Origin of the sequence: Herminiimonas arsenitoxidans, from assembly GCF_900130075.1 — a bacterium.
In the GTDB taxonomy this organism is placed as follows: Bacteria; Pseudomonadota; Gammaproteobacteria; order Burkholderiales; family Burkholderiaceae_D; genus Oxalicibacterium; species Oxalicibacterium arsenitoxidans.
The window spans coordinates 1424241-1436777 of sequence record NZ_LT671418.1 but is presented as its reverse complement, the minus strand read 5'-3'; the positions used below and the strand labels follow the sequence as shown (position 1 = coordinate 1436777).

10 protein-coding genes and 2 tRNA genes are annotated in these 12537 nt (G+C 50.9%); 5 read left to right on the top strand and 7 right to left on the bottom strand.

The annotated features are described in order from the left end of the window. Positions 1 to 20: 20 nt before the first annotated feature. The 4 genes from BQ6873_RS06715 to BQ6873_RS06700 form a co-directional block, all read right to left on the bottom strand. Positions 21 to 96 (bottom strand) — tRNA-His (locus BQ6873_RS06715). A gap of 106 nt (positions 97 to 202) precedes the next feature. Continuing rightward, positions 203 to 1057, bottom strand: a complete 855-nt coding sequence (gene murI / locus BQ6873_RS06710) for a glutamate racemase (RefSeq protein ID WP_076591956.1) — start codon at positions 1055 to 1057, stop codon at positions 203 to 205. Between the two features lie 36 nt (positions 1058 to 1093). Next, the gene (locus BQ6873_RS06705) at positions 1094 to 2635 is read right to left on the bottom strand and encodes a fumarate hydratase (protein WP_076591955.1); all 1542 of its coding nucleotides are present in this window, start codon (positions 2633 to 2635) and stop codon (positions 1094 to 1096) included. Positions 2636 to 2655: 20 nt separating this feature from the next. Continuing rightward, the gene (locus tag BQ6873_RS06700) at positions 2656 to 3279 is read right to left on the bottom strand and encodes a YqhA family protein (RefSeq protein WP_076591954.1); all 624 of its coding nucleotides are present in this window, start codon (positions 3277 to 3279) and stop codon (positions 2656 to 2658) included. A gap of 177 nt (positions 3280 to 3456) precedes the next feature. Here BQ6873_RS06700 and acs point away from each other — a divergent pair, with 177 nt between their 5' ends. The 3 genes from acs (at position 3457) to BQ6873_RS18330 (ending at position 5921) form a co-directional block, all read left to right on the top strand. Beyond that, the gene (gene acs, locus BQ6873_RS06695; RefSeq protein WP_076591953.1) at positions 3457 to 5439 is read left to right on the top strand and encodes an acetate--CoA ligase; all 1983 of its coding nucleotides are present in this window, start codon (positions 3457 to 3459) and stop codon (positions 5437 to 5439) included. A 160-nt stretch (positions 5440 to 5599) separates the two neighbouring features. Continuing rightward, positions 5600 to 5690: transfer RNA gene (locus BQ6873_RS06690), tRNA-Ser, on the top strand. A 99-nt stretch (positions 5691 to 5789) separates the two neighbouring features. After that, positions 5790 to 5921 (top strand): hypothetical protein, encoded by a 132-nt coding sequence (locus BQ6873_RS18330; RefSeq protein ID WP_269457231.1) that lies wholly within the window; start codon positions 5790 to 5792, stop codon positions 5919 to 5921. A gap of 69 nt (positions 5922 to 5990) precedes the next feature. On the opposite strand, the gene BQ6873_RS06685 is transcribed toward BQ6873_RS18330, so the two are convergent. Next, entirely contained in the window at positions 5991 to 6374 is a 384-nt protein-coding gene (locus BQ6873_RS06685) for a hypothetical protein (protein WP_076591952.1), read from the bottom strand. A 105-nt stretch (positions 6375 to 6479) separates the two neighbouring features. Then, entirely contained in the window at positions 6480 to 6833 is a 354-nt protein-coding gene (locus BQ6873_RS06680; protein WP_076593984.1) for a hypothetical protein, read from the bottom strand. 361 nt (positions 6834 to 7194) lie between these two features. Between BQ6873_RS06680 and BQ6873_RS06675 the strand changes: the two genes are divergently transcribed. Beyond that, positions 7195 to 8124 carry an alpha/beta hydrolase gene (locus tag BQ6873_RS06675; RefSeq protein WP_157889137.1) on the top strand — a complete coding sequence of 310 codons (930 nt, stop codon included), beginning with the start codon at positions 7195 to 7197 and terminating at the stop codon, positions 8122 to 8124. Here BQ6873_RS06675 and BQ6873_RS06670 read toward each other — a convergent pair. After that, complete coding sequence (locus BQ6873_RS06670; protein WP_076591950.1) at positions 8069 to 11287, bottom strand: autotransporter outer membrane beta-barrel domain-containing protein; 3219 nt, start codon at positions 11285 to 11287, stop codon at positions 8069 to 8071. The genes BQ6873_RS06675 and BQ6873_RS06670 overlap by 56 nt on opposite strands. Positions 11288 to 11709: 422 nt before the next feature. On the opposite strand from BQ6873_RS06670, the gene BQ6873_RS06665 reads away from it, so the two are divergent. Further along, positions 11710 to 12489 (top strand): ferredoxin--NADP reductase, encoded by a 780-nt coding sequence (locus tag BQ6873_RS06665; protein WP_076591949.1) that lies wholly within the window; start codon positions 11710 to 11712, stop codon positions 12487 to 12489. The last annotated feature ends 48 nt before the right edge of the window (positions 12490 to 12537 follow it).

Here is a 12537-nt window from a genome sequence, read left to right as displayed (position 1 = left end):
CTGATTTTATTGAAATACAGTGGGGTGGCTGATGGGGCTCGAACCCACGACAACAGGAATCACAATCCTGGACTCTACCAACTGAGCTACAGCCACCACTGATTTACAACTATCTGACTAACAATGTTTGCTAGACAGCTGCGCATTATACAAAATTCATACGCGGCTGGCAAATCAAATAAAGAAATGAATCAAATTATTCTCACGCAGCCGTTTTTGCAGGCATTTCTGTGACTGAGGGATGCTGATTCAGCAATTGTGCGAAGGCTTGAACAAGGGCGCTGCGGCTGCCTGTTGTGAAAGCTTGCAGTGATCCTGCAGTTGTTTCAAATCTTTGTAGGCCACGTTGTTGCAATAGTCGCTCGAGCTGACGCGACACAGCTTCGCCGGTATCGATGATCGTAACGGGTACGGCGCTTTCACGTTGCGCGATTGCTTCGATCAACGGTTGTACGAAAGGGTAGTGCGTGCAGCCCAGGGCCAGCGTATCGGCACCACCGCGCAGCAGCGGTGTGACGTAGCGTTCCAGCATGGCGGCTGTTTCGGGTGAGTCCAGCTCACCTTTTTCAATTTTTTCAACCAGGCCGACACACGCTTGCGACAGAAACGTGACGCCAGTTGATGAGCTGATTTGGTCGCGCAGGGCGATGAAGCGACTGCTTGCGATGGTACTGGCTGTCGCCAATACGCCAGCCTTGCCACTTTTGCTAAAAACGGCTGCTGGTTTGAGACCTGGTTCGACGCCGACGATGATCAATTCCGGATAATGCTGGCGCAAGGCATCGATGGCTGCCGCGGTCGCAGTATTGCAGGCGACAACGATGGCCTTGATGTTCTTGGTTGCAAGAAAGGACGCAATTGCCAAAGTGCGCTCGATGATTTCAGCATCGGATTTGCCACCGTACGGTGCGTAGCCGGAATCAGCAAAGCACAATAAATGTTCGGACGGCAAGCGTGCCTGGATATGACGCAGCACCGACAAAGCGCCAACGCCCGAGTCGAAGATACCTATCGGTGCGTCGGCTGCAACAGGATCAGGATATGCGGAGAATGCCACGTCGGTTTGTGCTGTTTAATTGATCGATATGTGATGTCAGACCGCGGTAACCGGAATCTCGTTCAAACGAATCTTCTCGATCTTCTCTTTCCATTCCTTCGGCCCGGTTGTATGTACCGAGGTGCCGTTTGAGTCAACCGCGACTGTGACGGGCATATCTGTCACATCGAATTCGTAAATCGCTTCCATGCCCAGATCTTCGAAGCCGAGGACTTTGGCGGTCTTGATCGCTTTCGATACCAAGTACGCGGCACCACCAACCGCCATCAGGTAAGCCGATTGATGTTTCTTGATTGCTTCAATCGCGGTTGGGCCACGTTCAGCTTTACCGACCATCGAGATCAAGCCGGTTTGCGCCAGCATCATTTCGGTAAATTTGTCCATGCGAGTTGCTGTGGTTGGACCAGCTGGACCAACTGCCTCGTCGCGCACCGGATCGACCGGGCCGACGTAATAGATGATGCGATTGGTGAAGTCGACTGGCAGCTTTTCGCCTTTGGCCAACATGTCTTGGATGCGTTTGTGTGCAGCATCGCGACCAGTCAGCATCTTGCCGTTCAAAAGCAAGGTTTGACCTGGCTTCCACGAAGCGACTTCTTCCTTGGTCAGCGTATTCAGATCGACGCGTTTGGATTGCTCTGTATTCGGCGTCCAGTTCACGTTCGGCCAATCGGACAGTGATGGCGGGTCCAGATAAACCGGGCCAGATCCATCGAGTACGAAGTGCGCGTGGCGAGTCGCGGCACAGTTCGGAATCATGGCGACTGGTTTGGATGCCGCATGCGTCGGATGCATCATGATCTTCACGTCGAGCACAGTGGTCAAACCGCCCAGACCTTGTGCGCCTATGCCGAGTGAATTGATCTTGTCGCACAATTCAATACGCAGTTCTTCCGTTTTGTTTTGCGGGCCACGTTTTTTCAAATCGTACATGTCGATGTCTTCCATCAACACTTGTTTGGCCATCAGCATTGCACGTTCTGCTGTGCCACCGATACCAATACCGAGCATGCCTGGTGGACACCAGCCAGCGCCCATCAAAGGTACGGTTTGCATGACCCAATCGACCAGCGAGTCGGAAGGGTTGAGCATGACGAATTTGGTTTTGTTTTCCGAACCGCCACCTTTAGCCGCAACTTGGATATCGACAGTGTTGCCAGGAACCAATTCCATGTGCACAACAGCAGGTGTGTTGTCTTTGGTGTTTTTACGTTCGAAATGCGGATCAGCCACAATCGATGCGCGCAGCGTGTTGTCTGGATGGTTGTATGCCTGACGCACACCTTCATTCACCGCATCGGTGATCGATCCTTTACCGAATCCTTCAAAGCGGACTTCCATACCGATCTTCAAGAACACATTGACGATGCCGGTGTCCTGACAAAGAGGACGCTTGCCTTCTGCGCACATGCGCGAATTGGTTAGGATTTGCGCAATCGCATCTTTTGCTGCCGGACTTTGTTCTGCCTCGTATGCGCGAGCCAAGTGCTGGATGTAATCCTGCGGATGGTAGTAGCTGATGTACTGTAATGCTGCAGCAACGGATTCGATTAAATCGTCTTGTTTAATGATGGTCATGGCAGTGTCGGCTGTGAGCGTTAGTGGGAAGATTTATTCAGTGCGTTGGTATCCGCCATGATGCGATCAGCATAGGCAATCGCCATTGCGGACAACAGGAAGACAATATGAATTCCGGTTTGCGCGTATAGCGTTTTTGCATCATAAGCAGATGCGTTGATGAATGTTTTCAGCAAATGGATGGACGAGATGCCGATGATTGCTGTCGCCAGTTTGACTTTCAGTACCGACGCATTGACGTGCGACAACCATTCTGGTTGATCGGGATGGCTTTCCAGGTTCATGCGTGAGACGAAGGTTTCGTAGCCACCGATAATCACCATGATCAAGAGGTTGGAAATCATGACCACGTCGATCAGGCCGAGCACGACCAACATGATGGTTGTTTCGGTAAGTTTCTCCGCCCGCTGCGTGCCGGGAATCGTGACTACATCTAAAATATGTTTCAGGGATTCAGGGTTGCCGAGGATGGCACCGATCAAATCCGACAGTTCTACCCAAAAATGATAAACGTAGACGCATTGCGCCAGAATCAGACCCAGATACAATGGCAGTTGCAGCCAGCGCGTCATGAAAATGAAGCCAGCTAGAGGATGAATGGCCTTTTTTGTTGGCAATTCGTCAGTATGTACAGGTGATGTCATGGGATGCGTTGAGGTAACAAGGAACAAAATGGAAGACTGCATTTTACACGTGCATGCGCTTTTTCTGTGCGGCAGCACTTAGTCAATTTCAACTTACTGAAGCCGGATTTGTGTAAGGCTTCAGTAAGTGTAAAAGCATATTGTGAGTAACAAATAAAATCCGTAACGGAGGGGACGATGTCCAGTATTGAAAGCTTCAAGCAAGAGGCGCGGGTGTTTAATCCGCCTGTTGAGTTCGTTAAAAATGCTGCTATTAGTGGTATGGATGCCTATCGCGCACTGTGTGCCGAGGCAGAAGAAGATTACGAAGGATTCTGGGCACGCCTTGCCCAGCAAAATATTCAATGGACCAAACCATTCACCAAAAAACTGGATGAGTCCAATGCGCCATTCTATAAATGGTTTGAAGACGGTGAATTAAACGTCTCCTACAACTGTTTGGATCGCCATCTGCATAATGGCAACGCCGACAAAGTTGCGCTCATTTTTGAATCAGATGATGGCAAAGTTACACGGGTAACTTATAAAGAACTGTACGAACGCGTCTGCAAATTTGCCAACGGCTTGAAAGAGCTGGGCATCCAGAAAGGCGATCGCGTCATTATTTATATGCCGATGTCGGTCGAAGGCGTGGCAGCGATGCAGGCATGTGCACGTATCGGTGCAACACACTCGGTCGTATTTGGTGGTTTCTCTGCCAAGTCGCTGCAGGAACGCATTATCGATGCAGGCGCAGTAGCGGTGCTGACTTCTGACTATCAGGTACGCGGCGGTAAAAATCTGCCACTGAAATCCATCGTCGATGAAGCGCTCGCGCTGGGTGGTTGCAACACTATTCGCAATGTCGTCGTCTACAAACGCACAGGCGGAGACATGAACTTCGTCGCCGGTCGCGATATCTGGTTGCATGACTTGGTTGAGAAGCAAGCCGCTGAATGTGAGCCGGTAGCAGTTGGTGCCGAGCATCCATTGTTCATCCTTTACACATCCGGTTCGACCGGTAAACCAAAAGGCGTGCAGCATTCATCCGCCGGTTATCTGTTGTGGGCGATGTTGACGATGAAGTGGACCTTTGACATCAAGCCGAATGATGTTTATTGGTGTACTGCCGATATCGGTTGGATCACTGGTCACACTTACGTTACTTACGGGCCACTGGCTTGCGGTGCGACACAAATCGTATTCGAAGGCGTACCGATGTTCCCGAACGCTGGTCGTTTCTGGGACATGGTGCAAAAGCACAAGGTCACGATTTTCTACACGGCACCAACGGCAATTCGTTCATTGATCAAAGCTGCGGATGCAGATCCTGCGATACATCCAAGCAAATACGACTTAAGCAGCTTGCGCTTGCTTGGCTCCGTTGGTGAACCGATTAATCCGGAAGCATGGATGTGGTACTACAAAAACATTGGCGGCGAACGTTGCCCGATTGCCGATACTTTCTGGCAGACAGAAACCGGCGGTCACGTGATCTCGCCTATGCCGGGTGCCACGCCTATGGTGCCAGGTTCATGCACCTTGCCGTTACCTGGTATTACTGCTGCGGTCGTCGATGATGGCGGCCACGATCTGCCTGACGGGAAAGGCGGCTTGCTAGTCATCAAACGCCCATGGCCATCGATGATCCGTAATATCTGGAACGATCCAGAACGTTTCACCAAGAGCTATTTCCCGGCAGAACTTGGCGGTACAACCTACCTTGCAGGTGACGGTGCAATCCGCAATGAAGAAACCGGTTATTTCACTATCACGGGTCGTATCGATGACGTGCTGAACATCTCCGGTCATCGCATGGGGACGGCAGAAATCGAATCCGCACTGGTCGCCAATCCTATCGTGGCCGAGGCAGCCGTTGTCGGCAAACCGGATGAAACCACCGGCGAATCGATTTGCGCTTTTGTCGTACTGAAGCGTAGCCGCCCGACCGGTGATGAAGCCAAACAAATCGCCAAGGAATTGCGTGACTGGGTAGCGAAAGAAATTGGCCCGATCGCCAAACCGAAGGAAATCCGTTTTGGTGACAACTTGCCTAAAACACGCTCGGGAAAAATCATGCGTCGTCTGTTGCGTGTACTGGCGAAAGATGAAGTGATTACGCAAGATATCTCGACCTTGGAAAATCCGGCAATTCTGGAACAATTGAAGCAAGCTCAATAAAAAATATTGACCAGCATTCAATGCAAAGCCGTCGCAGTTACTCGCTGCGACGGCTTTTTTACGTCTAGTAATCTTAGATAGTGAGGAAAAGCGGCAATTCTGGAGAAAATTTTGCTATAATCGGCGGCTTCGCTAAAAAGCAGTCGGCGAAGACAGATCAGGAGAGATGGATGAGTGGTTGAAGTCGCACGCCTGGAAAGCGTGTATAGGTTCATAGCCTATCCGGGGTTCGAATCCCCGTCTCTCCGCCAGAATACACATGCCCGCGCAAGCGGGCATTTTGTTTTGCAGAAAAAGAAACAAGGTATAGTGTGGTGCTCTACCTTCACTGAGCCGGCTCGTTTAAGCAGATGGCAAAGATAATTAATAAAAATACCAAAGATATGCTGGCGCTGACGCAAGCCCATATTCTGCTATGGGCGGTCACTATCATTGTGATGTTGGAAGACGATGCTGCAATGCTCGCTTTTATGTTTTCTTAAGAGCGACGCAATTGCTGAGCATGGTTTGATCTTTGTCAGACACGAGCGCTGTATAGATGCAATGTTGAATTAATGCAGCTTGCTTCTCGCTACCTTCAATTCCTGAAACTGTTTAACCGACTCCAATACTTGCGCCAGTTCATACTCGGCATCTGACTGGATCTGTTCTATTTCGTCGATATCCAGCGTATCGTCGATTACGACCATCTCCACCCGAAAAATATGCAGATATTTATCGGTGATGCCTTGCAATAGGGTATCCAGCTTTTTCCTTGTCCACACTTCCTTGATACGTGCAGCAAGAAACAATCTGATAATAGTCAGGCTGTTGTCTTCGCTTAATTCCTGAATGGCCAGCGCTTCACGGTGGAGCCATTCGGGGAATTGATCTGTCGTGATGTAGCGCGGGACGGTCAAAACGGAGACATGAAATTGTACGTTCAGGTTATCCATCATTTCCTCCTTGTCACATTACATCGGTGAGCTTGTGGAGCCAGCGGTCAGCACTTATAGTTTATACGCGCATACGCAATTTTGGGAGGGACAAATTGCGTCTGTTTATTTCTTCAGTACGGCAGCCAATTTGGCCATTACCTGTGTCACTTCTTCTTCAGTCGCCAAACCGATGCGCGGCCAGTTTTGTAATTTATTGACTTCGGTCGGATGCCCGGTCAACTGTCTGCACTCCTCTAACAGACTGTTCAGCGTTGCCGGCGATATCCCGTAGGAAGAGGATATAGGCTGCACGTTGAACGCGATCTCTGCTTCATTACCGGGAAATAATTCGGTGTGGTAGATCGTGACGGTACCGTTACGTAAAAATCTTGCTCCGTTTTGGTTCGCGAGCGGCCGTGGCATGCCGAACAATGTCTTTAATGCGGCGAGTGCGCTGTTGTATACGGCGTTTTCCATCTTGTTATCCATTCAAATAGGTTGCAACTGTGCATGGCTGTATTGTATTCCTCATGCCGTACAAGGTTAGTGGCAGAAGGATTTATTTACTGATTTTTACCCTTCTTCCCGTGGGATGGCATCTACGGGGTCTGAATAATTGAAAAACCTCGCATATCGACAGTTCTTGGTGTCTGGGGCTTATTTTTGCGCCGAATGAACACTATTTCTGATGAATGATGCGGGATATCCCTATTTGATCATTTGATGCTGAAAAGGTTTTCTTTGTCGCTTGCCTATATGCCCGGCATTTTTCGCTGGATGCCTTGACGTTGCCATCGATTGCAGGCGACATTACGCAATCATTTTTTCTTTCATCTCAATGAACCTCATCAAGCAAACGTTAGGGCGTAATGTGTCCCATTTGAGTGGAGTCGCGACATATCGCCTTGTCTGCATCGCATTTGTGTTGGCGACGATGTTGTTATCCGGATGTGCGTTGACGACGGAAGAGCGCTTTCTTGCGATGAAGCAGGATGGCGGCACACAAGGATTTACGCCTGTGAGTTTTGGTGCGGCACCGCCGTTGGTTGGCATGTTGCGTGCACAGAAGAGCACACAGAATGCTCCCGATAATCTGTGGGTTGTGATCGAAGGTGATGGTCGTGCATGGCTGAATATGCGTGAGCCGTCATTTGATCCAACGCCGGTCGATGCGGCAGGCTGGCGTTTAGCAAAAGGTATTTCCAAAAGCACTGTGCTTTATCTTGCACGGCCTTGCCAATACATTTCTCAAGTTGAACTGGATGCGTGTTCGATTGATGACTGGACTAGTGCACGTTTTGCGGAGAAGTGGGTAGGGCGTTTGAATGCTGCGATCAACGAGGCCAAGCGCACTACGCGAGCCAAAAATATTGTGCTGGCTGGTTATTCAGGCGGTGGCGTGATGGCTGCCTTGATTGCTGCGCGACGTGATGATGTAGCTATGCTGATTACTGTTGCGTCACCGCTCGATCATGCGGCATGGACGACGTATCACCGGGTATCACCGTTGACTGGTTCGCTCAATGCGCTGGAGGTTCGGGAGAGATTATTTCGCTTGCCGCAGATACACGTAGTAGGGGATGACGATAAAGTTGTGCCACCTGTTTTGCTGCAAAATTTCTTGCGTGCCTATCCAACAGATGCCCCGGCAGAACTTGTGATTCTGCCGGGAGTCGATCACCGTATGCGTACGCCTATCGATTTGAGCCGGATCAGAAGCTCCAGATCGCTTTTGCCGTCAATTGATGGCCGAGATACTTATCCCTGACTTCCATATCGTAGCCAAATGCAACGGTGGTGCCTGTTGCGGTGACCTTGCGATAGCCGACGCCCAGTTGTAATGCTTCACGACCTGGTTGCACGCCGTCGATTTTGAAGGCAGGGCCACCATTGACGAAGGATGCTTCGACTGCTGGTGTATCTGCAAATTCGTGCAGATAGCGAGCACGCAGCGTAGCGCTGGAAGATGCGCTCAGCTTGTTGGTGAATTCCATACCCAATACGCTTTGTACAGAGTTGGCGCTGGAGCTGGCCACGTTTTGTGCAGAGACACCACCGGTTTCTGTGTAGTTACCATTACTCAGACGAGCAAGACGAGCGCCTATTAACCAGCGACCGCTCCATTTGCTATCCAGTACAAACGGTAGGCCGTATTCCATGCGTGCACCGATTTGATTACCTGAGTATTTGCCACCCAAGACTTCGGTAAAGCCGGGAATCGTGACTGTGCGTTGGCTTGTATAGCGATTGGCAGAAATTGCCAGGCTGGCATCCAGTGTGTAATTGCTATCGGTACGGCTGAAGTAAGTACCGACGTGAATGGCTTTGACCTTGTTGTTATCACCTACGCCACTATCGCGACCATCGCTGCCTGCTTGTGTATAACCACCTGATACACCAAGCATATCGCGTGCGTTCAAATCGGTTTCATAGCCAGCTGCCAAACCTTGCGCATCCAGATCGAAACCGTTGGCACCTTTGCGCGCTTTTTGCGTTGCGATTGAGGCCAACCCTTGCATCCAGAAACGATTGCCTGCCGCATCGCCGCCGGCTAAGCCAGTCTTACTCATTGCGACGGAGTCACCGCTGCGTGCAGCATCCATACGATTGTCGAAGGCAGAGAACACGCTGCCTTGTGCTGCAGTAGCTGCGGATCGTGCCGCTGCGTTGGTTTCCGGTGCGAGTTGTGCCGTGGCTTTGGACAAGGCGGCTGCATCGGATGAGGATTCGAGCGCGTTCAACAGATTGATGCTGGCTTGCGAGCCGGAACTCAATACGGTTTGCAAACCTCCTGCCAGACCGGACATGGTTTGCGGTACCACATCAACTATGCTTTGTTGGCGATGTGCGACGAGCTGCAAATCGTTGCCGTTCTGTACCAGGTTATAGGTGAGGAAGTTGGATGTACTGTCGATATGCAGATTGCCCGCAGTTGCATTGAGTGTGCCGGCACCGACCAAGGTATACGTCGTACCATCTGTGACGTAGCCACTCAACAATGGACGTATCGTTGCACCGTCCGTCAGCGTGGCGCTGCCGGTAACGGCGATTTTATCGCTGACACCGTTTGCACCTATGCGCGTTTCAAGCACGCCGCTGGCACCCTGCACATAATTGCCTGCTACTGTCACTGTGCGGAAGACATCGCCACTTGCGGCCTGCAATGTACCGTTCACTGTCAAATTGCCTGTCGTACCGAAATTGCCATTGATGCGCAGATTGCCGCCAGCATCGACTTGTAGATTATTGACAGTACCAAGTGCGTAGTTGAACGTGGTGTTGCCGCCGAGGACAGTGATGTTCTGGAAGTTGCTTAACTGTCCGGCATTGAAGGTTTGTGTGTCATTGGTTTCCAGCAGGTTAACGCCAGTACCACCGTCTATGCTGCCGATTACGACACCGCCGAGTAGGCGCAAGGTGTCATTACCCGAACCCATATCGATTGCCAAGCCATTCTTGCCTTCGATGCGACCATAGTTGATCAGTACATCGTCGCCGGCACCCATTTGTACTGCTGCACCAGCTACGGTGCTATTGTTTTCGCCGAGGCGCGTTGCATCTGCACCGCCGGTGATGATGCCGCTTGCGCGGTTGATGAGGGTGTCGTTGTACAGACCGACTAAACCGATGGCGACTTTTTTGTCGCCGGTGATGGTACCTTCATTGACGATGGTAGCTGCACCACCGATGGCAGCTACAGTGCCATTAGGATTAGTGGTACCGCGGCCAAGTGTCGTTTCGCTCTCGTTGGTTATCGTTTTCACGTTATTTACGTCAGTTACGGTCATCATCCCATCTGAGCCATTGTCAATGAGAATACCTTTGGACTGACCGTAGATGGAGGCGCCTGCATAATTGACGATGCTACCGCCTCCAGCTGCGATGCCATCAGCACCATTTGGGCTACCACCGGAATCAAAGCCTCCAGCGCCCAAGCCTTCAATGCGGCCGTAATTTGTTATGTCTGCAACGCCGTCAATATCAACACCATCACCATCACCATTGCTAGTGGTGCTGATGCCACCGGTTCCCGGTTGCTGGAAGACATTGCCAGCACCGGCATATCGGCCACTGATTGTGCCGTAGTTGATCACTTTGCCTGTGCCATCGCTACCGACACCGGAACCGTTACGGCCGATGATTTGGCCACCGAGTTGATTCGTTACTTCTACATCGTTATCCGCTGTAATGCCGTGACGCGGGCCGCTGATCGTTCCGTAGTTATTAATAACTACGCCACGGTTAGCGCCTATATCGATTGCATCGCTAGCGCTGATCGAGCTGGCGCAAGCGGCAGTGCCCAAATAGTCAGGGCATTTAGTATTGACGATGCCATTACTGATGATGGTTCCGTAGTTTGTGATGGTGGTGTTGGCACCGGCGCGAATTGCGTCATCGGCATCGGCACGTATCGTTGCGCTGGTATTAGTCACGGAACCATTGGTTATTAGATTGCCGGATGATGATGTAATGCCGCGAGAATCAATCGCTTGACCTCCAGCAGCGCTACCCGTGCTCTTTTGCCAGATGGTGCCCTGGTTATTAATCTCTATCGCGATGCTCGCTTTATTTGTGCGGATAACATCATTGGCGGCGGCGGATATGGTCGCGCCGAATGTATTATTCAGAATTAGTTTGACTCCGTTTCCAGTCACATCAATCGTGCGCTCGGTGCCGGTTTGTTCGATTGTGCCTGCGTTATTTAGCATCGCGGTACCTGTTGTGCCGGTCACGGTCACAGCGATGGTTGAGCCGCCGAGGCTTAAGCTTGCGCCGTTATTGACTGTTCCGGTATCACCCGCGGCCAGAGTTTTTGTTGTCGTGCCGGAGTCGGTCGGAATTGTGAAGGTTGCCGCCCATAAGGGTGAGCACAAGGCTGCCTGCAAAGCGATGACGAGGGGAAGCGGGCGCAACGGATGGCTGAAACGCATTCTTATGTCTCCGAATAAATTGCCGGATTATGCGGAGCACAGATGACAGGCTGATTACCGTTTTATTACCATTTGATGAATTGACCACACCGTCTTTAAGCCGTTTGGTTATAAGCAAATGAGAATTCCGTCATTATCAAATGACGGCGCGCAAGGTATCCTGATGGCCAAGGTTTGCGGCGCTTTCGGGTATTCGCTATAATGAGAACAATTCTCAAGTAGTTTGCGCTGACGAAAGCCCACCATTGCAGTGTATTCAGGCAGGTCTGTCTGATGCCTGTGACAGTTCAGTCCCGGCTGGTAAAATACGCGCTCCCTTTTTCTCAGGAAAAGTCAGGAGCGCCTCTTGGTATGCGTTCACAGCTTTGTTCGCCCGCTTGTCCGTGATAACGGCAATTTGATATTTAGGATGTATTGATTTTATGGCTGCTTTTGACACTGTTCGCGTTCTGTCTGTTCATCATTGGAACGACACGCTGTTTTCTTTCACTACGACTCGTGAGCCAAGCTTCCGCTTCGAAAGCGGTCACTTCGTCATGATCGGTCTGCCGATCGACGGCAAAAATGTGTTGCGCGCATACAGTATCGCCAGCCCGGCGTGGGAAGAACATCTTGAATTCCTGTCGATCAAGGTGCAGAACGGTGCCTTGACCAAACATCTACAGAATCTGAAAGTCGGCGACGAGATGCTGGTTGGTCGCAAGCCAACGGGTACTTTGGTAATTTCCGATCTGTTGCCGGCAAAACGTTTGTTCCTGTTCGGTAGCGGCACAGGCTTGGCACCATTCATGAGTATCATTCGTGATCCGGATACTTACGAGCGTTTCGATCAAGTCGTTTTGGTACACGGTGTACGTCTGGTGAGTGAACTGGCTTATCGTGAATACGTCGCCGATGAATTGCTGCAAATCGAAGGCTTGGGCGAAGAAATCGCGGCCAAGCTTTTGTATTACCCAACCGTGACGCGCGAGCCTTTTGCCAATGAAGGTCGTATTACGACGGCCATTTCTACCGGCAAGATGTGCATCGATCTTGGCATCGATCCTATGAGTCCATTAACTGACCGCGCGATGATTTGCGGTAGCCCTGATATGTTGAAAGACACCGCAGGCGAACTCGACAAGCTGGGCTTTGAAGTGTCGCCTGGGATTGGTCAGCCGGGTGATTACGTGATCGAACGTGCATTTGTTGATCGCGGCTGATGTAATAAGATTCATGAAATATCGCTGAAGCCCTTAATAGGCTAAGCA

Coding starts and splice junctions, on each gene's coding strand:
- BQ6873_RS06705 (WP_076591955.1), bottom strand. CDS start 2,635: ATGACCATCATTAAACAAGACGATTTAATCGAATCCGTTGCTGCAGCA.
- BQ6873_RS06700 (WP_076591954.1), bottom strand. CDS start 3,279: ATGACATCACCTGTACATACTGACGAATTGCCAACAAAAAAGGCCATT.
- acs (WP_076591953.1), top strand. CDS start 3,457: ATGTCCAGTATTGAAAGCTTCAAGCAAGAGGCGCGGGTGTTTAATCCG.
- BQ6873_RS18330 (WP_269457231.1), top strand. CDS start 5,790: ATGGCAAAGATAATTAATAAAAATACCAAAGATATGCTGGCGCTGACG.
- BQ6873_RS06685 (WP_076591952.1), bottom strand. CDS start 6,374: ATGGATAACCTGAACGTACAATTTCATGTCTCCGTTTTGACCGTCCCG.
- BQ6873_RS06680 (WP_076593984.1), bottom strand. CDS start 6,833: ATGGAAAACGCCGTATACAACAGCGCACTCGCCGCATTAAAGACATTG.
- BQ6873_RS06675 (WP_157889137.1), top strand. CDS start 7,195: ATGAACCTCATCAAGCAAACGTTAGGGCGTAATGTGTCCCATTTGAGT.
- BQ6873_RS06670 (WP_076591950.1), bottom strand. CDS start 11,287: ATGCGTTTCAGCCATCCGTTGCGCCCGCTTCCCCTCGTCATCGCTTTG.
- BQ6873_RS06665 (WP_076591949.1), top strand. CDS start 11,710: ATGGCTGCTTTTGACACTGTTCGCGTTCTGTCTGTTCATCATTGGAAC.